The 19,995-nt window shown below is 43.7% G+C and carries 21 protein-coding genes and 6 tRNA genes; 25 read left to right on the forward strand and 2 right to left on the reverse strand.

Annotation, left to right across the window (positions count from 1 at the left end; genetic code table 11):
• Nucleotides 1-2 precede the first annotated feature (2 nt).
• The 7 genes from ESE_RS0100005 to ESE_RS0100035 all read left to right on the forward strand — a co-directional run bounded on the left by ESE_RS0100005 (nucleotide 3) and on the right by ESE_RS0100035 (nucleotide 1,846).
• Nucleotides 3-76: transfer RNA gene (locus ESE_RS0100005), tRNA-Asp, on the forward strand.
• A 26-nt stretch (nucleotides 77-102) separates the two neighbouring features.
• Nucleotides 103-176 (forward strand) — tRNA-Trp (locus ESE_RS0100010).
• 2 nt (nucleotides 177-178) lie between these two features.
• A tRNA-His gene (locus tag ESE_RS0100015) sits at nucleotides 179-251 on the forward strand.
• Between the two features lie 22 nt (nucleotides 252-273).
• Nucleotides 274-357 (forward strand) — tRNA-Leu (locus ESE_RS0100020).
• Between the two features lie 52 nt (nucleotides 358-409).
• Nucleotides 410-483 (forward strand) — tRNA-Pro (locus tag ESE_RS0100025).
• Between the two features lie 97 nt (nucleotides 484-580).
• Nucleotides 581-883 carry a hypothetical protein gene (locus ESE_RS0100030; protein ID WP_010368840.1) on the forward strand — a complete coding sequence of 101 codons (303 nt, stop codon included), beginning with the start codon at nucleotides 581-583 and terminating at the stop codon, nucleotides 881-883.
• Between the two features lie 9 nt (nucleotides 884-892).
• Nucleotides 893-1,846 carry an ADP-ribosylglycohydrolase family protein gene (locus tag ESE_RS0100035; protein ID WP_010368843.1) on the forward strand — a complete coding sequence of 318 codons (954 nt, stop codon included), beginning with the start codon at nucleotides 893-895 and terminating at the stop codon, nucleotides 1,844-1,846.
• Nucleotides 1,847-1,934: 88 nt separating this feature from the next.
• On the opposite strand, the gene ESE_RS0100040 is transcribed toward ESE_RS0100035, so the two are convergent.
• Nucleotides 1,935-4,736 (reverse strand): YfhO family protein, encoded by a 2,802-nt coding sequence (locus ESE_RS0100040; protein WP_010368846.1) that lies wholly within the window; start codon nucleotides 4,734-4,736, stop codon nucleotides 1,935-1,937.
• Nucleotides 4,737-5,028: 292 nt separating this feature from the next.
• On the opposite strand from ESE_RS0100040, the gene ESE_RS0100045 reads away from it, so the two are divergent.
• The 5 genes from ESE_RS0100045 to ESE_RS0100065 all read left to right on the forward strand — a co-directional run bounded on the left by ESE_RS0100045 (nucleotide 5,029) and on the right by ESE_RS0100065 (nucleotide 9,002).
• Nucleotides 5,029-6,009, forward strand: coding sequence for a mannose/fructose/sorbose PTS transporter subunit IIB (locus ESE_RS0100045; protein ID WP_010368850.1), 981 nt, complete (start codon nucleotides 5,029-5,031; stop codon nucleotides 6,007-6,009).
• Between the two features lie 51 nt (nucleotides 6,010-6,060).
• A complete protein-coding gene (locus tag ESE_RS0100050; RefSeq protein ID WP_010368852.1) occupies nucleotides 6,061-6,873 on the forward strand; it encodes a PTS mannose/fructose/sorbose transporter subunit IIC in 813 nt (270 codons plus the stop codon).
• A 19-nt stretch (nucleotides 6,874-6,892) separates the two neighbouring features.
• On the forward strand, nucleotides 6,893-7,840 hold the full coding sequence (locus ESE_RS0100055) for a PTS system mannose/fructose/sorbose family transporter subunit IID (RefSeq protein ID WP_010368857.1): 948 nt from the start codon (nucleotides 6,893-6,895) through the stop codon (nucleotides 7,838-7,840).
• A 121-nt stretch (nucleotides 7,841-7,961) separates the two neighbouring features.
• Nucleotides 7,962-8,306: a DUF956 family protein gene (locus tag ESE_RS0100060; protein ID WP_010368859.1), complete on the forward strand. Its 345-nt coding sequence runs from the start codon at nucleotides 7,962-7,964 to the stop codon at nucleotides 8,304-8,306.
• Between the two features lie 30 nt (nucleotides 8,307-8,336).
• Nucleotides 8,337-9,002, forward strand: a complete 666-nt coding sequence (locus ESE_RS0100065) for a histidine phosphatase family protein (protein ID WP_010368862.1) — start codon at nucleotides 8,337-8,339, stop codon at nucleotides 9,000-9,002.
• Between the two features lie 236 nt (nucleotides 9,003-9,238).
• On the opposite strand, the gene ESE_RS0100070 is transcribed toward ESE_RS0100065, so the two are convergent.
• Nucleotides 9,239-9,631, reverse strand: a complete 393-nt coding sequence (locus tag ESE_RS0100070) for a hypothetical protein (RefSeq protein ID WP_010368865.1) — start codon at nucleotides 9,629-9,631, stop codon at nucleotides 9,239-9,241.
• A gap of 178 nt (nucleotides 9,632-9,809) precedes the next feature.
• Between ESE_RS0100070 and ESE_RS0100075 the strand changes: the two genes are divergently transcribed.
• The 13 genes from ESE_RS0100075 to ESE_RS11225 all read left to right on the forward strand — a co-directional run.
• Nucleotides 9,810-10,661 carry a DNA/RNA non-specific endonuclease gene (locus ESE_RS0100075; RefSeq protein WP_010368868.1) on the forward strand — a complete coding sequence of 284 codons (852 nt, stop codon included), beginning with the start codon at nucleotides 9,810-9,812 and terminating at the stop codon, nucleotides 10,659-10,661.
• A 42-nt stretch (nucleotides 10,662-10,703) separates the two neighbouring features.
• A tRNA-Arg gene (locus tag ESE_RS0100080) sits at nucleotides 10,704-10,775 on the forward strand.
• Between the two features lie 256 nt (nucleotides 10,776-11,031).
• Nucleotides 11,032-11,415, forward strand: a complete 384-nt coding sequence (locus ESE_RS0100085) for a helix-turn-helix domain-containing protein (protein WP_010368871.1) — start codon at nucleotides 11,032-11,034, stop codon at nucleotides 11,413-11,415.
• On the forward strand, nucleotides 11,405-11,863 hold the full coding sequence (locus ESE_RS0100090) for a hypothetical protein (RefSeq protein WP_010368874.1): 459 nt from the start codon (nucleotides 11,405-11,407) through the stop codon (nucleotides 11,861-11,863). Before ESE_RS0100085 ends, ESE_RS0100090 begins: the two co-directional genes overlap by 11 nt.
• A 45-nt stretch (nucleotides 11,864-11,908) precedes the next feature.
• On the forward strand, nucleotides 11,909-12,088 hold the full coding sequence (locus ESE_RS0100095; protein WP_010368877.1) for a hypothetical protein: 180 nt from the start codon (nucleotides 11,909-11,911) through the stop codon (nucleotides 12,086-12,088).
• Nucleotides 12,089-12,227: 139 nt separating this feature from the next.
• A complete protein-coding gene (locus tag ESE_RS0100100; RefSeq protein ID WP_010368880.1) occupies nucleotides 12,228-12,440 on the forward strand; it encodes a hypothetical protein in 213 nt (70 codons plus the stop codon).
• Nucleotides 12,441-12,582: 142 nt separating this feature from the next.
• On the forward strand, nucleotides 12,583-13,293 hold the full coding sequence (locus ESE_RS0100105; protein WP_010369252.1) for a hypothetical protein: 711 nt from the start codon (nucleotides 12,583-12,585) through the stop codon (nucleotides 13,291-13,293).
• Between the two features lie 274 nt (nucleotides 13,294-13,567).
• A complete protein-coding gene (gene gap / locus ESE_RS0100110; protein WP_010369259.1) occupies nucleotides 13,568-14,578 on the forward strand; it encodes a type I glyceraldehyde-3-phosphate dehydrogenase in 1,011 nt (336 codons plus the stop codon).
• Nucleotides 14,579-14,700: 122 nt separating this feature from the next.
• A complete protein-coding gene (locus ESE_RS0100115; RefSeq protein ID WP_010369262.1) occupies nucleotides 14,701-15,927 on the forward strand; it encodes a phosphoglycerate kinase in 1,227 nt (408 codons plus the stop codon).
• Between the two features lie 138 nt (nucleotides 15,928-16,065).
• Nucleotides 16,066-16,938, forward strand: coding sequence for a LysR family transcriptional regulator (locus ESE_RS0100120; RefSeq protein WP_010369265.1), 873 nt, complete (start codon nucleotides 16,066-16,068; stop codon nucleotides 16,936-16,938).
• Nucleotides 16,939-17,091: 153 nt separating this feature from the next.
• Nucleotides 17,092-18,540: a cardiolipin synthase gene (gene cls, locus ESE_RS0100125; protein ID WP_010369269.1), complete on the forward strand. Its 1,449-nt coding sequence runs from the start codon at nucleotides 17,092-17,094 to the stop codon at nucleotides 18,538-18,540.
• A gap of 70 nt (nucleotides 18,541-18,610) precedes the next feature.
• Nucleotides 18,611-19,027 carry a nucleoside-diphosphate kinase gene (ndk, locus tag ESE_RS0100130; RefSeq protein WP_010369270.1) on the forward strand — a complete coding sequence of 139 codons (417 nt, stop codon included), beginning with the start codon at nucleotides 18,611-18,613 and terminating at the stop codon, nucleotides 19,025-19,027.
• A gap of 416 nt (nucleotides 19,028-19,443) precedes the next feature.
• On the forward strand, nucleotides 19,444-19,995 hold a 552-nt coding region (locus ESE_RS11225), incomplete at its 3' end, for an aldehyde dehydrogenase family protein (RefSeq protein WP_010369274.1).

The following is a 19,995-nucleotide window of genomic DNA, read 5'->3' on the forward strand; positions in this document are numbered from 1 at the left end:
TTGGTCGCATGGTCTAGTTGGTTAGGACGTTCGCCTGTCACGCGAAAGATCACGGGTTCGAATCCCGTTGTGACCGTATAATTAAATATTACGTCTCATTTTAGGGGTATAGTTTAACGGTAGAACGACGGTCTCCAAAACCGTTGGTGGGGGTTCGATTCCCTCTACCCCTGCCATGGCGGTAGTGGTGAAGTGGTTAACACATCGGTTTGTGGTACCGACATGCGTGGGTTCGATTCCCATCTACCGCCCTGACGTAATGTTTAATAAAATGCCGTTGTGGCGGAATAGGCAGACGCGCTGGACTCAAAATCCAGTTCCCGCAAGGGAGTGTGGGTTCGACCCCCACCGACGGCATTTCAAAATGAAACGTCCGGTAACGGGCTTTTTATTTTGAATAAGAGAATATCGGGACGTAGCTCAGCTTGGTAGAGCACCTGGTTTGGGACCAGGGGGTCGCAGGTTCGAATCCTGTCGTCCCGATTGTAAAAAGACTCAGGAATATTTGTTCCTGGGTCTTTTTTTATCAGACAAGTGTTAGAATAATGCTATTAGACTTTTGAAAAAGAGGTATTGTGACATGGCAAATGAACCAATTACAAATGAATCCTATCAACAATTACTCGTTGATTTAGGTGTTGGTGGACCTCAAGTTGGTGAAAAGAGCTTTAACTTGGCCGATGGGTTTCAAGTAAAGGACGAAGCTGGTCAAGAAGAGACCTATACGTACTGGGATGTCATTCGCCGCGCTGATGATACTTATTGGTCACCACTTAAGGGGGATCGTAAGACCTTGTATGACATTACTGGTTATACAATCTTAGCTAAATCAACCCAAGAGTGGCTATCGATTGCTGATTGGTTTGCGTTGGAAGGTATCTAGGAGGGCAGTATGGCAGCAACAATGTTACGGCGAGCACTCTATGGTTTCGCAATGGGTGATGCGTTTGGTGTGCCGTATGAATTTAAGGCTCGTGATACGTACGAGGTTAAGTCAGAGATGGTTGGCTACCAAACCCATTTTCAACCGGCGGGTACCTGGATCGACGATACGAGTTTAACACTGGCAACTATTAATGCACTGTTTGAACCATACGAATTAGTTAACGTTATGGATAACTTTGTGTCTTATTTGGATGATGCTGCATTCACGCCGTATCAAGATGTGTTTGATGTTGGCATCGGCACGCGCGAAGCTATCTTAACGTACAAGGAAACGCATGAAGTGATCCCTTTTAAAGCGGATGATGACATGAACAACGGTAACGGTGCATTAATGCGGATTTGGCCAGTTGCCTTTTATGATTTTACAGCTGACTTGACGTTAGAGGATGTTATCGATCAGCTCACGGGTTTGACACATGGACACCGGCGCGCACGATTAGCCTCTCGCTTTTTTGTGTATCTTTTGCGGATGATGCCAAGAGTAAAAAACATTGAACGGGCGTTAGAGATGGCCATTCGGCGTTCAAATCGCACCGCAATGGAAACGGCAACCTTAGAAACTGAAGATTTGGGCTGGTTAGCTGTAACCGATAGCCAATCTGCACAGGATGTGATAGCAACTATTAAGCGTTGGCCGCGTACTGAAGTGCCAAGTACTGGTTACGTCGTAGATACGTTAAAAGCCGTGTTGTGGACGTTATTACACACGACGAGTTATCAAGAAGCCGTTATGATGGCAGCGGGATTGGGTGAGGATACCGATACAATTGCCGCGTTAGTTGGTGTGATTGCCAGTTTCGCCTATGATGAATTCCCAGAAACATGGTTTGATGCATTAGGTGCTAAAGATAAAATTGAACGCGAACTGATTTTGGCAGATGAATCAGGTAAATTTGCTTAATGAAGTTTAAATAAATATGGCATAAAAAGACGCCAGCAGGATGCTAAAAATCATCTCTGCTGGCGCCTTTTTTATAATTGACAATGCGCTATTTACGTTTGATTAGTTTCAAAACAAGGGCAATACTACTGAGCACACCCCCTAACAAGCTCAGCCAAAGCCCTATGGTTAACCCAGGTGTCTGATAAGTGAGTACAAGGTGATTTTGTCCGGCTTTCAGTGGTATACCGATGAAACCATCGTTTATCTTCACAAGGTGGCGGCCATTTGCTGACCAACCAGTTGAATATGGAATTGTTGTCGCTAACATACGAGGTGACTGCACACGAATTGTGGTGAGTACTTGATTGCGCTTAAAACGCAATTTAGGGGCTGTTCTTTGGATTTGACGGGCAACCCGACTAAAGCGTTTATCAGTTGGTATCCCAACAATACGCACATCAAATGAGTAGTCACCATCACGACTAAAAGTTAACGGGATAAATTGTTCGTTTTTATAATCAGTTGCTTGCCCCAAATTCAACGTTACCGCGGTCTGAGGATTGTAGAATGACAAATTTGTTTGGCCAGTCTGACTGAATGAGACGTCATGATCATTATAATTGGCTGTTAGTTTGTAGCCAGCGTATTCCGTACCGATTGTATCCAAATGATGCTGTGTCCAGTTCCACGTAAATGCTTTGGGATTATAGCGGATATTAGGGCTACTCTGCATGTTGCGGGCGTTTTGGGTTGCTAAATACTGATACGCTGCCAAAGCATTTTGTTGGCGCTGACCAAACGTAGCTGGGGTATAACGTAGGTTACTAATTTCGAGATGTAGCTCGGTACCACGTAACTGTTTGTTGGCCATTAAGAAAATGCCATCAGGTAACAGGGACGCGTGCGTCTTATAGTGGTAATGCAAACTCGTTTGCCCAGATTTGGTTTGATCAGTTCGGATTACGCCAGAGACGATTTGTTTGGCAAAGGCAGAAGATTGACCCGCTCGCATGCCTGGCACAACCACGCTATCTGCGAGAGTAGCCTCCTTTTCAGTGGCAGTCATTGGGCCGTAGTCTTTGGCAGCCACAGTATATTTAGGTAAATATACAAGCGGATAACTGTCTGACGAAGTGAATGCGGTCTGATGATTAACGCTCACATTGGCATTTTGTTCGTACGAATTTGGGGTCATAGTCGAGCTGTTCTGATAGCGTGTTTTGACGCCCAAAACATTCATGAGAATGTTACGATTATCCAAATTACTAGTGATGTCGTTAGGGCTACTACCAGCGATTTGCAAGCGTTGCATCATGGTATTAACCGCCTTATTTTGGACAGACCAGTAACTTTCAATGTTATTAGTCTGACTGAGGATGGGCAAGTTCGTAGTTGGGGCAATCCCAGTTGCGTTGCCTAATTGATTGTCGATGTAAACCCGACTGAAAGAGGGGTTAGCGGTATTTTCGGGCAAGTAGTCACGCTGTCCATGTAGCAGTTTGTTAATGCTCCGCTCACTAAGCATGTCAGAGGTCGCCGGATTCGTATTATTGGTATGATTACGATTTTTAATAAATGTGACGTTTAGCAGCACGACAGCGATCAGCAGTGCCTTTAAGCCAGGCTGGGTAGGATGATGTTGCAAAGACCAGATTAACAGCAGGCTAATCGCGTACAGCGCAATCATCGGACTAAAGCGCGAGTTGAGACTAAAATCACTCATGATAAATAGCGATAAACTGGCGATGACACCAACGATGGCGAACCAGGTATAGTCGCGCAGTGTCAAACGACGCAAGTGCTGCAAAAAGTGAATCATCATTAAGTTAACAGGTAACGAAATCATGAATAACCACCGATTTGATGGCGATGAAAAGCCATTTAATATGCCAGCAAAGGCAGGGAGGAGCAATCCAACGCCGGCTAAAATGAATACCCAGTTAAACGTCTTGTATTCATGCCAATGGCGCAAAACATAGATGACTGCAAAAACGGCTAAGGCGCTGAAACCACCCGTTACCCAAAAATCTGGTGTCGCAAAGTTAGCGATTAAGTTGCCGGGGAGCCCGAAATAATAATAAGCTGGGTACAGTATGAGGCCGTTGGCTAGTGTTTTACCGCTACGTGCTGAATCCAGGACACTAATGAGGCTCGGAAGCAAAAGGACCATTGGCATTAAAGTCCCAATGCCTGTTGCCACCAATAAACGCAAATGTTGTGTCCAATTAAACCAGCTTCGGGTTGCATATAGGTAACCAAGCCAGAACAGCAGTGCGCCTAACGCCATCATGAAGGCAAAATAAAAGTTATTCCACAGTGTCCAAGTCACGATAATAGTGAACAAAAAGGTTTTATGGGTTACTAATAACCGGTTGAGCGACCAAATAAGGAGGGGAAAGATAATCAACGGGTTCAAAAAGAATGGGTGTTCAAATGCGGCAAATGCCGTGTAACCAAAAAAGATATATGAAAATGTAGCGGGGATCAAGGACCAATGGGGAGCTCGTGGTATAAATTGACGGGCAACAAATAAAAAGCTGAGGCCAGCAAGAAAAAGCCGAACGATAACGCTGCAATTGTAGTAAGCCAAGACGTGATCTTGACTGACAAAAGCTACGCCGTACGTAAAAATATCACCCAAAGTGTAATAAGAAAAAGTTTGTAAATAATCGGCGCCGAGGCCTAACCGCCACTGCCACTGGGCTGGCCAAATATGGTCAAACAGCAGTTGACGTAAAGTGACACGCCAGTCAACCAAGGCGGGAAAATGTTGGGCAATGCCGTCACTTTGCCAGATTAATGAGGTGCCTGTTACAAAATAGGGCACGAAAACAGCAGCAGCGACCAATAAAAATAGTATGCTATATAGAAGATATATATTTTTCCAGTAACGTTTTAACGCCGTCATGATAGGTTAATCCCCCTTAAAGAAGTCATAATATTATAACATCCAAGGGAATATGAACATTTAAACGCCGACGTAATGTTGGTTAAAATGGCGGTATAATCACATTGTTAGTGTAATACAGCAAAAAATTCATAGATTACACAAATACTGACGCTAGGATAAAAACATCCAGTTTTATCGGAATAATCATAAAATGCAAACATATTTCACTGAAAGCGTTTACATATTCCGGAATGTACTGTACAATTTGTTTTGTACCTAAGGGATTAATAAATTAAGGAGCGTGGCAATTATGGTAAATTTCATTATTGCTAGTCACGGAGAGTTTGCAGCCGGCATTCGTCAGTCAGGTCAAATGATCTTCGGTGAGCAAGAGAACGTACAAGTGGTTACGTTTATGCCCAACGAAGGTCCAGAAGACTTGATGAAGAAGTTTGAGGATGCATTAGCAACATTTGAACCAAACAGTCAAGTGTTGTTCTTGGTTGATTTGTGGGGTGGATCACCATTCAACGCAGCATCACGTATTCAAGCGTTGCATGAAGATCAAATGGCCATTATTACAGGTTTGAACTTGCCAATGTTGATTGAAGCTTATGGGGCTCGATTCACAATGGAAACTGCAGCTGAAATCGCACATTATTTGATTCCAGTTGCCCGCGACGGTGTTAAGTCATTGCCTGAAGCAGCGGAAACGGTGGCAGCTGATACGCAAGTAGCAGCTGAAGATGCGCCGGTCGCAGCACCAGTTGGTGATATTAACGAGGTTAAGCACAGTGGTGAGCGCACAATTGATGTTCGCTTAGCCCGTATCGATTCACGTTTGTTGCACGGTCAAGTGGCAACGGCGTGGACAAAGTCAGTTCAACCAAACCGCATTATTGTCGTATCAGACGGTGTGGCAAAGGATGAATTGCGTAAGACATTGTTGGTGCAAGCAGCACCAGTTGGTGTCAAAGTTAGTGTTGTCCCAATTCAAAAGTTGATTGACGTGTGGGATGACCCACGTTTTGCGGCAGTAAAGGCCATCCTTTTGTTTGAAACACCACAAGATGTTGCGAAAGCAGTGGAAGGTGGCGTTAAGTTGGACAAGGTTAACATCGGTTCAATGTCTCACTCAGAGGGAAAGCGCATGGTCACAAACGCAGTTGCGGTTGATGATGCGGACGTGAAGACACTTGAATACTTGCGTGATCAAGGCATTTCTTTCGATGTTCGAAAGGTGCCAAGTGACCAAAGTAAGGACATCTTCGACTTGTTGAAGAAGTCATAATTATATTTCATGTTACTTTATTGCTAAGAAATTATTTGGGAGGATGAACGCATGATTTCAGCGTTTTTCGTAATTCTAATCGCATTCTTGGCCGGTGTTGAAGGTATTTTGGATGAGTTCCAATTCCACCAACCATTGGTCGCAGCAACGTTGATTGGATTGGCAACTGGCCACCTTATGGAAGGTGTAATCCTTGGTGGAACGTTGCAAATGTTGGCTTTGGGATGGATGAACATCGGAGCCGCTATCGCACCCGATGCCGCTTTGGCATCAGTTGTTTCAGCTTACTTGGTAACTGGACCAGCACAAGTTGATGTTAAGACTGGTATGGCTATTGCAATTCCTTTGGCCGTTGCTGGACAAATCTTGACGATTGGTGTTCGTACAATTACGGTTGCCTTGGCACACATCGCTGACCGTGAAGCCGAAAAGGGTAATGTTGCAGGAGTTGAACGTGTTCACTGGTTGGCTTTGGTCTTCCAAGGATTGCGTATCGCTATCCCAACGGTAATTGTTATGGCCGTTGGTGCTGGCCCTGTTAACGCCGCTTTGAATGCTATTCCTGAAGTGATTACTAAGGGATTGGCTGTTGCCGGAGGATTTATCGTGGTTGTTGGTTATGCCATGGTTATTAACATGATGGCAACTGCTGAATTGTGGCCATTCTTCTTCTTGGGATTCGCCCTTTCAGCCGTTACAGAGTTGAACTTGATCGCTATGGGTATCATTGGTTTGGTACTTGCCTTGATTTACCTACAATTGTCACCAAAGTTTAACGGTGGTAACGGCGGCGGATCAAACGGTGGTGGTTCAGCTGGTGGAAGTGGTGGCGACCCAGTCGATGCCATTTTGAACAACTACTAGGAGCAGGGGGAATAACATCATGGATGAAGTAGTAAAGAATGAAGTTCACTTGACTCAAAAAGAACTTCGTGCAACTTGGTGGCGTTCATTCTTCTTGCAAGGTTCATGGAACTATGAGCGTATGCAAAACGTTGGTTGGGCATTCGCCATGATTCCAGCAATCAAGAAGTTGTACTCATCAAAAGAAGATCGTGCCGCTGCTTTGAAGCGCCACTTGGAATTCTTCAACACACACCCATACGTGGCATCACCAATCTTGGGTGTTGAGTTGGCTTTGGAAGAGCAACGTGCTAACGGTGCTGACATCGACGATGAAACAATTCAAGGTGTTAAGGTTGGTATGATGGGACCTTTGGCCGGTGTTGGTGACCCAATCTGGTGGGGAACTGTTCGACCAGTTTTGGGAGCCTTTGCGGCCGGAATGGCCCAAGGTGGTTCAATCCTAGGACCAATTATCTTCTTCGTAGTTTGGAACATCTTGCGTATGGGATTCTTGTGGTATACACAGGATCTTGGTTACAAGCAAGGTACGAATATCACACAAAACTTGGCCGGTGGGGCCATGCAAAAGATTACGATGGGTGCATCTATCCTTGGTATGTTTATCATGGGTGTGCTGGTTCCTCGTTGGACGACGATGAACTTCCCATTGGTTGTGTCAAAGGTTAAGGTTCAAGAAGGAGCCGGCGTTGACATGAGTAGCTTGGCTTCACAAATCAATGGCGGACACGTATCAGTATCAAAGTTGATTGAAATCGTGAACCAAATTAAGGGTGGTCAAACGTTGGGCGCCTACAAGATTACAACGTTGCAAGACACGTTGAACCAATTGATTCCTGGTTTGGCACCATTGCTTTTGTTGTTCTTGGTATTGTGGTTGCTACGTAAGCGCGTATCAGCTATTACAATTATCTTCGGTTTGTTCGCCGTTGGTATCTTGGCTTACTGGCTAGGTATCATGGGTTAATACCGAATGACATAATGTTTGGTAAAATGGTGAGTGGCGGTTAGACGTTACTTGCCATTTTTATTTTTAACTGGTTAGCTCATGCTAGCCAGATACATATTAATTGAATGGGGAAAGAATTATGGTACAAGCGTTGAATACAAAGTTATTTTTGGAAGGAAATGCGAATGCAATGATGTCACCGGTAAACATCAAGCAGGGACGTATTTTCTATGGTGATCAAGGGATTGAATTTCGGGCCAATGCAGGTGGCGGATACATTCAAATTCCGTGGACGAACATTGAAACGATTAGCATGGAAATCTTCTTAAAGTTTTACTTCCGTGGTTTTTTTATCAAGACGACACAAGGTCAAACTTTTGAATTTGTCGGGGGCAAAGCTAAGCAAGCGCTAACGATTTTCCGCGAACAGCTTAAGGCGGATCAAATCCGTCGCCGTAAAGGTGTGCTGGAACGCAACAAATAAGCGCGCTACAATGGTGTCAGGAGGCGTCGGATGAAAACATTAAATTTAACAGTGGTTCGGCATGGTAAGACATACTTTAACCGCTATAATAAATTACAAGGTTGGGGTAATTCGCCTCTAACTGATGAAGGAATTGCAGATGCACACCAAGCCGGTGAACGACTAGCTGACGTACCATTTAAAGCAGCCTATAGTTCAGATACAACCCGAGCAATGGATACAGCAAACATTATTTTGGCAGCCAATCAAACGGCGACAGATATTAGTTTGCAAACGGCTTGGAATTTTCGTGAAGAGTTTTATGGTAGCTATGAAGGCAGTAATATGGATGTCGCCTGGACAAATGCTGGTGCGACCGTTGGCTTAAGCACTTATGCCGCAATTGTTGATGCTTATGGTGTTGATAAAACAAAAGATTTGTTGAAAGCGGCTGATCCATGGCATGACGCAGAAGATGCGACTGAATATTGGCAACGAGTCGAAGCGGGATTCAAGCTGATTTTAGATAATCCAGCTTTGCAGGATGGGGATGATGTTTTGCTGATAAGTCATGGGAATACGTTGATTTCCTTGGCTGACCGGTATGGACAAGGCAAGATTCAGGTTCATGAACGTCCAGCAAATGGTTCGATTGCGAAAATGCAATTGTCGGCTGAAGGAATCAGCATCTCGATGTACAACAATCAAATGATTTAAAAAAGAGAGTGAGACGAAAGACGCTTTGAACCCGATGATAATGTTGTTTAACCCGCTTATGCCTTGGCGCGTGGCGTAAAGGTATGAGTGGATCAAATAGCGTTATATTAAGGATTCATCCTTTCGGAACACGTTTAAAAGCCGCCAATCCTCCGATTTTAGATCGGGAGATTGGCGGCTTTTTTTGAGGCTGAGACAGAGACTTCTGTCCAAGCCTCCGTATTAGTGTTGAACGATTAGTGCCAGAAGATTTGAACTTCACCATCTGTGTGGAATGAATAGTCGTAGTCAGAATCTTCCAAAATTGAGGCAACAGCGGCTTGTGCCATTGTGTTAAATACTGAAAGTGGCATTTCGTTTGTTAGAACGAGTTGGTCACGCAATTGTGGGTTCTTGCGGAATAAGAATTGGTAGTGACCAATGACATCTTCACGTACGTAGTCTTGTAAGTCGTGCAAATTAACAGTGGCAGACTCGTAACCAAAATCAGCGACTGTCGTCATGATTTCAGTCAAGCGCTTGGCAATTGAATCTTCGACTTCGGTGCGAACGTCTGAGTGGGCCGTCTCGGGTTGCCAGTCAGTGGCGTGTTGCAAATCATTCTTGGCAACTAAGTACTTGTTAGTCATAGTATTATCCTCGTGTGATGTATTTAATACATTAATCATACCAGAATAGTCGTGAAAAACGAGTAGGAAAATGTGCCATTTCATAGAAGGCTGTTGCGCCCAGGAAACGCTAATTTCTGCGGTTCATGTGGCGTCATGTTATACTATTTGTTAGCAATTAAGTAGGGAGAATGTCGATATGGGACGTAAACGAAAAGCCTCAGTCGCAGGTGTTGTTGTTGCGTTGGGAATTTTTGCGTTGCAACAAACGGTTTTAAAGGACAATCACGGTTCACAGCAAGGCAAGACGAATTATGCAAATTCAAGTGTGAAAGTGAATCAGTCGGTTGATTACGGTTCACCGGAAGATCAACATCCAGCAGAATCTTTGGCCTCGTCAGTTTTAACTGATGCAGTCAAAAAGCAACTTGCAACCAATAGTATTCGATTTAACGGGTCGGGTGCCTTTGTTTTGAACGATAATAAGACATCGCTCGATGCGAAAGTTTCTTCGGCACCGTATGTACAGTTGGCTAAGCAGGATTCACTTGGTCGTGCAGGTGTGGCTAACGCGCTGTTAAACAAGTCAAGCCGTATTTATCGTTCTCGTGATGAAACGGGTAACTCGCGGCAAATTAATCCGGTAGGGTGGCACCAGTTGACAATTGGTGGTAATTTCCACGTGTTGTACAATCGTGGTCACTCAATTGGGTACGCTTTAGCTGGTAGCGTGAAGGGCTTTGATGCTTCAGAAGCTAACCCACAGAACATTACTGCCCAAACTGCCTGGGCTAACCAGTCGTCAAATGGTAATGATGAGAATACAGGTCAGAACTACTATGAGACGCTGGTACGAAAGGCGTTGGATAATCGTAAGACAGTGCGTTACCGGGTGACACCAGTCTATGAAGGAAACAACCTGGTACCATCAGGTTCGCACATGGAGGCCAAGTCTTCAGATGGTTCTTTGGAATACAACGTGTTTGTACCAAACGTTGAGCCGGGGGTTGTCATTAATTATGCGACTGGCTATGGAAAGCTTGCAAAGTAACTTGCGCAAGGCACAAAAAGTCGCTATACTAGTTATATTGTTGGATCTGTAGTGTAATGGATATCACGTCGGATTCCGGTTCCGGAGATGAGGGTTCGATTCCCCCCAGATTCATTGATATAACGAAAATAAAGCTCTGAAAGTCTTGATTTAAAGGCATTTCAGGGCTTTTATTTTTTGCTTTGTAGCACAATCACGTCTATCGTAAGCAAGATAGCATTTTTGCCACAAATCCGTTAGGTTAAACCTTGCAATGTGTTAAGTTTACCTTTATTATAAATATATAACAGAATACTTGTGCGACGTGGTCACAGGCATTTTTTAAAATTTAAACATAACGAATGATAATACATAGAAAAAGGTGAACAAGATGGCATCATCAGAAGGTAAGGCAATAATGGGGCGCAACATTAAGCGTCTCATAAAGCAACGAGAAATTACAGCGGCACGATTGGCTGAAATCGTTGGTGTATCAACGGCGACAATTTCTGATTGGTCGAACGGTAAGACGTATCCCCGCATCGATAAAATTGAAGCAATGGCTGATTACTTCGGGGTATCAAAATCAGACTTAGTTGAGGATCCAGACAAGGTGTCGACAGCGGTAGCCACTGACGAGCCGGTCTTGATGGCAGCACACTGGGGGTTGGATATTTCGGGCTTGCCTGATGAAGATCGTCATCGTGTGATTGATCGGGCGAAAGCTTATATCGAAGGATTAATTGCAGACTACGAGGATCGGAATGCGAAGTAACGATTACGATGAGTTGTTGATGCGCGTTGAGCAAGATTTGGTGGCCCATGGTCTAGAAGCGGTTGTCTTAGATACAATGCCATTGAAAGAAAATTCCGGTCTTGATGGGGTGGCGTATCTGAAGGGAAATAAGGCTTACATTTTCATTGATAAAACCTTGGCAACGTTTGATAAGGCGCGGACCTTAGTTGAGGAATATCATCATGCAATTTCAGATCTTGGTGATCATTTGGACTATGACGCTGTGCGTGCACATAATAATGAGGTGAGCGCCCGTGAAGAGGTGATTGCCTACATGACATCACCGGAAGATTTAGTGCGGGTAGCCCACTATCACGAAGACGAACCGTTTGCTGCGTGGATGCTGACTGAGCATTTGGGTTACCCAGCTGATTTTGCTGAGGAAACGGTTGCGTACTATCGGCGTCGTGGCTTGATTCCAGGGTAGACACGACGACAGATTATTTTTTTAAGAAAAGAAGGTAGTAGAACAATGGCATTACCATCAAACCAGCGCAATGGCATGCATTTTCAATCAATGGTGTCAGGAGTTGCAAAAGATAAGCAAAAAGCAGTGAAGTATGTCCAAAAGGGTGCTACTCGCCGGGATATGCTTGAATTGATTAATGCTTTCAATGCAGCGCATCCCATGGACCGCATTAGTTATCGTTAGGAAAAACCTAACAAAACACTTGCAATTAACTTTTACCTAACCTATAATAAATAGTGTCCTAGTTAACAGGGATTATGTTGATTAGGACTTTTATTAACTAATAGGGTTAGGTTTAAGTTAACCGAGTGGGAGGATGGATATGACCATTAATGTATTTGCAGGAGCTGTTGTATTTGCAATTTTAGTAATCATTTGGATTGGGATGATGTCAGTGGCGTCACTGGTAGAATACTTGATGTCACGCCGTTGGGCAGCTATCTTCCGTGGCTTGGGTCGGATTGTACGTTATGGATTTGCCCGTCTTGGTGGTGCTGATCAGCAGGAAGCGCACCGACTAGTTTTACAAAAATAAGGTATCAATATAGGCAATCAGTTCAGTGAGACTGATTGCTTTTTTTGTTCACAATTTAGGAGTGTTTCATCACAAATTGTCCCAAAATAACCAGCATTCCCTTGTTATTCTATCAAAGAAGAGAAAAGGGAAGGTTGAGACCATGATGAAACGATTGGTTTTATTGATTGTGGCGAGTTTCTCGCTGACAATGGCATTCGGTACGGTAACTGGTTATGGGGATGACGCAGCAACATTACCAATTGCACAAAATAGCAAGGCATCAGATAAAAATACAATTATTGCGGCGTATGTCGATGCCCTTGAAGAAATTGATTTGATGCGTGATCGCTTCAAGGCTGAGACCGATGTGGTTGACTGCTTAAAGAAAGCGGATCATCAATTGAGTGATCACCTCACACAAACTGAGAACGGACTACTGTCTGCCGAACAGTCGGCGTACCAGTATGTCGCTGACTACATTTTTTTGATTCATGAGGTGCGGTTACTGACTATTTTTAATGATGATAAGGATGGTTGGGCTGATAAGTTAAAGAGTGAGGAAGATATCCTACAAACAAATTTGCATGATTTTCAGGCCTTAAATGATCCATTTACGTTGCAAGATTTGATTCATATGGCAGACTATCAATTAATTAATGATGCTTTGACCGAAGAGGAGGTTGTGAAAGCTTCTTCAATTTCTTTATCAGCGAATGAAGAACGATCATTGATTGATATGACGGGAACGTGGTTTGCAGTTATTGGCACAGTGACGGTGTTAGTTGTACTGACGTTAATTGAGTTGCACACAAGTGTCATGTCAACCGTATTTCGGCGGACAAAGCGACGGTTACTAAGTAAAGTCAAATAAGACAAAAACGACTAAACCGAGGTTTAGTCGTTTTGTATTTGAGACAATGTAAAGTTGAGCTTTTTTTAGGTTTAAGGCGTATAATAGATGTATCGATTAAATAAGATATTTGATGGTGACATCAGGTGGTTATTTGGGTCGGTTCGTAATGAACGGCAACGTTTGTTGCGGTGTTGAAAGCGCGTTGTTACAATTGTTTGCGAAACTTTATGCAAAGTCGTATAATAAACAACGTAAAAACGTTTACAAAGAATTTCTGGGAGGAATCTTAATAATGACTGTTAAGATTGGTATCAACGGTTTCGGCCGTATTGGTCGTTTGGCCTTCCGTCGCATCCTTGAGTTGAAGGATACTGCGGACGACATCGAAGTTGTTGCAATTAACGATTTGACTAACCCTGCTATGTTGGCATACTTGTTGAAGTATGACTCAACGCACGGTACTTTGCCAGTTGATGTTTCAGCTGACGAAGACGGTATCATCGTTGATGGTAAGAAGATCCGTGTTTACGCTGAGCGTAACGCGGCTGACTTGAAGTGGGTTGCAAACGATGGTGTTGAAATCGTTTTGGAGTCTACTGGATTCTACACTTCAGCAGAAAAGTCACAAGCTCACTTGGATGCAGGTGCTAAGAAGGTTTTGATTTCAGCTCCAGCTGGAAACATCCCAACGGTTGTCTACGGTGTTAACCAAGACACGTTGACTGCAGACGATCACATCGTATCTGCTGGTTCATGCACGACGCAATCATTGGCTCCATTGGCAAACGCCTTGGACAAGGAATTTGGTATCGAGATCGGTTTGATGACGACGGTTCACGCCTTCACTTCAACGCAAATGATCTTGGACGGTCCTAAGGGATCAAAGTTCCGTTCAAACCGTACTGCTTCAGCAAACACGATTCCTCACTCAACTGGTGCCGCTAAGGCTATCGGTTTGGTTGTTCCTTCTGTTGCTGGTAAGTTGGACGGTCACGCACAACGTGTTGCTGTTGTTGACGGTTCTGTTACTGAGTTGACGACTGTTTTGTCAAAGACTGTTACGGCTGAAGAAGTTAACGAAGCTGTTAAGAAGTACACGAACGACTCATTCGGTGTTAACGAAGACGAGATCGTGTCATCAGACATCATTGGCGACACACACGGTGCTGTGTTTGACCCAACTTTGACTAAGGTTATCACTGTTGGTGATAAGCAATTGGTTCAAACTGCTGCTTGGTACGACAACGAGTACGGTTTCACTTCAAACATGATCCGTACTTTGTTGCACTTGGCAACTCTCTAATTGCTAATTTCTAGCAGATAGAGTAAAAACAGGTGGTTTAGGCATACTAAACCACCTGTTTTTTGTTATAATAGACTTATTGAAGTAATTTAATTATATACACAGAAAGAAGGACTTTTCCCATGGCTAAGTTGACTGTTGAAGACTTGGAGTTGAAGGGTAAGAAGGTTTTGATGCGTGTAGACTTTAACGTTCCTTTGAAGGAAGAGAACGGTGAAGTTGTTGTCTCAAACGACAACCGTATCGTAGCTGCATTGCCAACTATTAAGTACGTTTTGGAGCAAGGTGGACGTGCAATCTTGTTCTCACACTTGGGTCGTATCAAGAGTGAAGATGACAAGAAGGGCTTGTCAATGAAGCCTGTTGCACAACGTTTGGCTGACTTGTTGGGTCAACCTGTAACTTTCGTTCCTGCTACTGAAGGTAAGGAATTGGAAGATGCCGTTGCTGCATTGGAAGATGGTCAAGTTTTGATCTTTGAGAACACACGTTTCGAAGACGTTGTTAACGGTGAAGAAGTTAAGCGTGAGTCAAAGAACGATCCTGAGCTTGGTAAGTACTGGGCTTCATTGGGTGATGTCTTTGTTAACGATGCGTTTGGTACTGCACACCGTGCCCACGCTTCAAACGCAGGTATCGCAGCTAACATTGCGCAAACTGCTGCTGGCTTCTTGATGGAAAAGGAAATCAAGTTCTTGGGTGGTGCCGTTGAAAACCCAGAGCGTCCATTCGTTGCTATCATCGGTGGTGCTAAGGTTTCAGACAAGATTACGATTATCGAAAACTTGTTGAAGAAGGCTGACAAGGTTATCGTTGGTGGTGGAATGGCCTTTACGTTCGATGCTGCTAACGGTAAGGCTATTGGTAACTCATTGTTCGAAGAGGACAAGGTTGCGTTGGCTAAGCAATTGATCGAAGAAGCTGGCGACAAGTTGGTCTTGCCAGTTGACGCCGTTGCTGCTGACAAGTTTGCTAACGACGCTGACACTTACATTGCTGAAGATGGTATCAAGGATGGCTACATGGGTCTTGATGCTGGTCCTAAGTCAATTGAATTGTTCAAGTCAGTTTTGGCAGATGCTAAGACGGTTGTTTGGAACGGACCTATGGGTGTGTTCGAAATGCCTAACTTTGCCAAGGGAACTTTGGCTATCGGTGAAGAATTGGTTAAGGTTACTAAGGAGAACGGTGCAACGACTATCGTTGGTGGTGGTGATTCAACTGCCGCTGTTCAACAACTTGGTGTTGCTGACCAATTGAGCCACATCTCTACTGGTGGTGGTGCTTCATTGGAGTACTTGGAAGGTAAGACTTTGCCAGGTATCGCAGCTATTTCAGAAAAGGACTAATTTTTAGTCACTAAGATAGTTATTTAGAGGTTTAAACGTACATGTGACGTTTAAACCTCTTTTTTGTGTGGGGGCAGTCGCCGAATAGCTTAAAATGTGGTATATTATTCCAAAGAGTAATAATTAAGAGGATCTATTATGGATATCCGTAAATTTGAAGTGTTTCTGGATTTAGCGAAAACATTAAGCTACACGGAAACAGCAGAACGATTGTTTACGACACAAGGAAACATTTCAAAACAGATTTTGTCTTTAGAGAAAGAATTGGATGTTAAGTTATTTGAGCGCAGTCATCGCATGATTAAGTTGACGGAAGCCGGAGATATCGCAGTCATCTATGCCAATAAGATTATGTCTGAGTACGAGGCAATGCGACAGACACTACTGCAGCACGCTGATGCGGCTGATTTTGTCCTAAATATTCACGCCATTCCGTCGGTATCAAATTACCGTGGTTTTGAAATGATAACAGCATTTCATAAAGCCCATCCCGAAGTGGAGCTTCATTTGTCTGAAGTTCACGGGGACCACGTCATTATGTCGCTGGGTAATGGGCAGAGTGATATCGTATTCGGTCGTGACTTTGGTGATTTTGGCGATGATTACGAAACCGTTGTCACCGAGGAGGATTCGTTTGTGTGCATTTTGCCTGCGGATCATCCACTCGCTCAAAATGAGGTTGTTAATCTAACTGATTTGCAGAATGAAGACTTTTTGCTACTGGGACGAGAAACGTTAATTTATGACCATGTGATGAGCTTGGCTAAAAAAGCTGGTTTTGTACCGCATGTTGCTTATGAAGGACAACGTATTGATATTATTATGAATATGGTAGCCAGCGGTATGGGCGTCTCGATCATGATGGAAAAGAGTATTGATTTGCCACCTAATGGCACAATCGTTAAGCGGCATATTGACATTAGTGATGCAAGCGAAATGTCATTTATTCGTAAGGCGAATGTTCGCCATACAGAAGCGGCAAAACTCTTTTGGGAATTTATTCAGAAATAAAACAGACAAGCGCTCTTCACGATCCAAGAAACTTGTGATTGCAGGGCGTTTTTTTGTAACGTAATTATTTCCTAAGTGGACGGTTATTGGGCAAACTGACGAGGCGACATTTGATACAATAGGATTACTTAAATTCAAGACAGGAGTGTGGGCATGGTAATTGAGCATTGGTTAAATATTGCGGTCGTTATCTTACTAGTGTTAAATACGCTGGGAGCGATTGTAACGGTGTTCCGCGATAAAACACGGGATATCACCACAGTATGGGCTTGGATGCTGGTTTTGCTACTATTTCCGGTGTTTGGATTTGCGTTTTATTTCTTCTTTGGGCGGAAGTTATCAGACAAACGCATTTTTGATATTCGGACGCAACGAGTCATGGGGATTGACCGGATAGCGAAAAAGCAGAAACAGGAAATGAAGCGGCTTGAGGATAACGAGTACCGTGAAGAGCAAACTTTTGTCCGGCTATTTTTAAATAACGAACAAGCCATTTTTACAAATGAAAATGATGTCGAAATTTTTACTGATGGGCATGAAAAATTTGCGCGTTTATTTGCGGATATTGAAAACGCGACGCATCACATTAACATTGAATATTACACAATTTATGATGACCAAATTGGTAATGAACTAGTTGATTTGCTGACTAAAAAGGCGCAAGAAGGGGTTCGTGTGCGAGTTATCTTTGACGCATGGGGATCTGGTGGCCGGCATAACAAGATGTACCAACGGTTACGCGATGCGGGTGGCCAAGTTGAGGCCTTTTTGATGGCGCGTTGGCAAATGTTTTCATTGCGAGTGAACAACCATGATCACCGTAAGCTGGTTATCATTGATGGTAATATTGGCTACATCGGTGGATTTAATGTTGGGGACCAATACTTGGGACGCAAGCCAAAATTTGGGCATTGGCGTGATACCCATTTGCGTGTTGAAGGGGATGCAGTCTTGGCTATGCAGAGCCGTTTCTTTATGGATTGGAACGCGACAACGGTGACTGAAAAGTTACAATTTTCAGAGGATTACTTTCCAGATACCACAGTAGCAGGTGGCGTTGCAATGCAAATTGTCTCGTCGGGACCTGAATCAGATGCCAAGCAAATTTATCAAGGCTACCTCCACATGCTGGCGATTGCACAAGAAAGCATTACCATTCAGTCGCCGTACTTTATTCCAAACCAGGCGATTATGGATGTCCTGTCGGTTGCGGCCCGGTCTGGTGTTAAGGTACGAATCATGATTCCGGGGATGCCAGACCACGCGTTTGTTTATCGGGCAACGCAATATTATGCGCACCAGATGGTGAAGGCAGGGGCCGAAGTTTATACATATGATAACGGCTTCTTACATGCAAAGACCCTGGTGATTGATGATAAGGTGGTTTCAGTTGGTAGTGCGAATATGGATATCCGATCTTTCGCGTTGAATTTTGAAGTGAATGCTTTTATGTATAGTCGTGATGTGGCTCGACAGATGAATGATATCTTCGCTGAAGATCTGAAACACGCAACGAAATTGACCCGGCAATACTTCAGTGAACAATCGCTTTGGTTACGTTTCAAGCAAATGTTCTCACGTTTGTTGGCACCAATCTTATAATTGAAACCGCTTGCAATGGGATGTTAAGCGCGTTACAATGACGACATAACACGATGAGGGGAACTAAATTATGTCTGAAGAGCGTACATTAGTATTGATCAAGCCGGACGGCGTGGCACGTGGTTTGATGGGGGAAGTGTTTTCTCGGTTGGAGCGAAAGGGCTACCGAATCACAGATATGCGAATGGTGACAGCCACTGAAGCGCAATTGCGTGAGCACTATGCGGATAAGGTGGACGCACCATATTTTCCGGAAATTGTTGATTATATGACGAGTGGCCCATTGGTGGCAATGATTGTTACGGGGACTAATATTGTTAAGAATTTCCGAGTCATGGCTGGTGTGACGAATCCAAGTGAAGCAGCGCCAGGAACGATTCGCGGTGACTATGGTCGCGATTGGGAAGATGGTGCAGTTCGTAATATTGTGCATAGTTCAGATAGTGTGGCCAATGCAGAACATGAAATTGGCGTTTGGTTTAGCTAGATTCAAATAGAGTAACTTTTAAGCGGTTGGGACAACAATGTCCTGACCGTTTTTTGTATGTTCTTCAAAATTTATACCAGTTGACCTGTTAGGATGTGGGGTGGTTGATAATGACGTAATGTTTATTAATTCACAAAACCGCAATCAGCTTACTTAAAAATATGAAAACGCATTCAAAAACAAGGCTATATGCGCATTTTTTCACGAATTTACATAAAAGGGTTGCACTTAATTTGCCTTATGTGATATTATTCACGTGTAGAAAAAAATCAGTTCGAAAGGTTGGTATTAACGCATGTTTGGTAAGGATAATGAATTTTGGCAAATGGTGTTGACAACTCTTTGTGAAATGATATACTAATTATGTTAATAAATGAGCAAACAAAAATTTGAAAGATTATTTAGAGGTAAAAATCATGGCTGATGCACCTAAGAAGAAAGTTTTAACGGCAGAAGAAAAGGCAGCGCGTTTCGAAGCTGCTAAGAAGATGACGTCAGAGTTGGTCGACAAGTCTGAAATTGCTTTGAAGGAATTCTCAACGTACACACAAGCACAAGTTGATAAGATCGTGGCCGCAATGGCTTTGGCTGGTTCAGAAAACTCATTGTTGTTGGCCCACGAAGCGCACGATGAAACTGGTCGTGGTGTTGTCGAAGACAAGGACACGAAGAACCGCTTCGCCTCGGAATCTGTTTACAACGCCATCAAGAATGACAAGACGGTTGGTGTGATCTCAGAAGACCGCGTAACTGGTAAGGTTGAATTGGCAGCACCACTTGGTATCTTGGCTGGTATCGTCCCAACGACCAACCCAACGTCAACGACAATCTTCAAGTCAATGTTGGCCGCAAAGACGCGTAACACGATTGTCTTTGCCTTCCACCCACAAGCTCAAAAGTCATCAGCGCACGCTGCTAAGATCGTTTACGATGCAGCTGTCGCTGCTGGGGCACCTAAGAACTTCATC

Origin of the sequence: Weissella cibaria KACC 11862 (assembly GCF_000193635.1) — a bacterium.
In the GTDB taxonomy this organism is placed as follows: domain Bacteria; phylum Bacillota; class Bacilli; order Lactobacillales; family Lactobacillaceae; genus Weissella; species Weissella cibaria.

What these genes read in the sequence shown, in the direction of transcription:
- ESE_RS0100040 (WP_010368846.1), bottom strand. Translation starts at nt 4,736, where the DNA reads ATGACGGCGTTAAAACGTTACTGGAAAAATATATATCTTCTATATAGC.
- ESE_RS0100055 (WP_010368857.1), top strand. Translation starts at nt 6,893, where the DNA reads ATGGATGAAGTAGTAAAGAATGAAGTTCACTTGACTCAAAAAGAACTT.
- ESE_RS0100050 (WP_010368852.1), top strand. Translation starts at nt 6,061, where the DNA reads ATGATTTCAGCGTTTTTCGTAATTCTAATCGCATTCTTGGCCGGTGTT.
- ndk (WP_010369270.1), top strand. Translation starts at nt 18,611, where the DNA reads ATGTCTGAAGAGCGTACATTAGTATTGATCAAGCCGGACGGCGTGGCA.
- ESE_RS0100030 (WP_010368840.1), top strand. Translation starts at nt 581, where the DNA reads ATGGCAAATGAACCAATTACAAATGAATCCTATCAACAATTACTCGTT.
- ESE_RS0100065 (WP_010368862.1), top strand. Translation starts at nt 8,337, where the DNA reads ATGAAAACATTAAATTTAACAGTGGTTCGGCATGGTAAGACATACTTT.
- ESE_RS0100120 (WP_010369265.1), top strand. Translation starts at nt 16,066, where the DNA reads ATGGATATCCGTAAATTTGAAGTGTTTCTGGATTTAGCGAAAACATTA.
- ESE_RS0100085 (WP_010368871.1), top strand. Translation starts at nt 11,032, where the DNA reads ATGGCATCATCAGAAGGTAAGGCAATAATGGGGCGCAACATTAAGCGT.
- gap (WP_010369259.1), top strand. Translation starts at nt 13,568, where the DNA reads ATGACTGTTAAGATTGGTATCAACGGTTTCGGCCGTATTGGTCGTTTG.
- ESE_RS0100060 (WP_010368859.1), top strand. Translation starts at nt 7,962, where the DNA reads ATGGTACAAGCGTTGAATACAAAGTTATTTTTGGAAGGAAATGCGAAT.
- ESE_RS0100095 (WP_010368877.1), top strand. Translation starts at nt 11,909, where the DNA reads ATGGCATTACCATCAAACCAGCGCAATGGCATGCATTTTCAATCAATG.
- ESE_RS0100105 (WP_010369252.1), top strand. Translation starts at nt 12,583, where the DNA reads ATGATGAAACGATTGGTTTTATTGATTGTGGCGAGTTTCTCGCTGACA.
- ESE_RS0100100 (WP_010368880.1), top strand. Translation starts at nt 12,228, where the DNA reads ATGACCATTAATGTATTTGCAGGAGCTGTTGTATTTGCAATTTTAGTA.
- ESE_RS0100035 (WP_010368843.1), top strand. Translation starts at nt 893, where the DNA reads ATGGCAGCAACAATGTTACGGCGAGCACTCTATGGTTTCGCAATGGGT.
- ESE_RS0100045 (WP_010368850.1), top strand. Translation starts at nt 5,029, where the DNA reads ATGGTAAATTTCATTATTGCTAGTCACGGAGAGTTTGCAGCCGGCATT.
- cls (WP_010369269.1), top strand. Translation starts at nt 17,092, where the DNA reads ATGGTAATTGAGCATTGGTTAAATATTGCGGTCGTTATCTTACTAGTG.
- ESE_RS0100090 (WP_010368874.1), top strand. Translation starts at nt 11,405, where the DNA reads ATGCGAAGTAACGATTACGATGAGTTGTTGATGCGCGTTGAGCAAGAT.
- ESE_RS0100070 (WP_010368865.1), bottom strand. Translation starts at nt 9,631, where the DNA reads ATGACTAACAAGTACTTAGTTGCCAAGAATGATTTGCAACACGCCACT.
- ESE_RS0100075 (WP_010368868.1), top strand. Translation starts at nt 9,810, where the DNA reads ATGGGACGTAAACGAAAAGCCTCAGTCGCAGGTGTTGTTGTTGCGTTG.
- ESE_RS0100115 (WP_010369262.1), top strand. Translation starts at nt 14,701, where the DNA reads ATGGCTAAGTTGACTGTTGAAGACTTGGAGTTGAAGGGTAAGAAGGTT.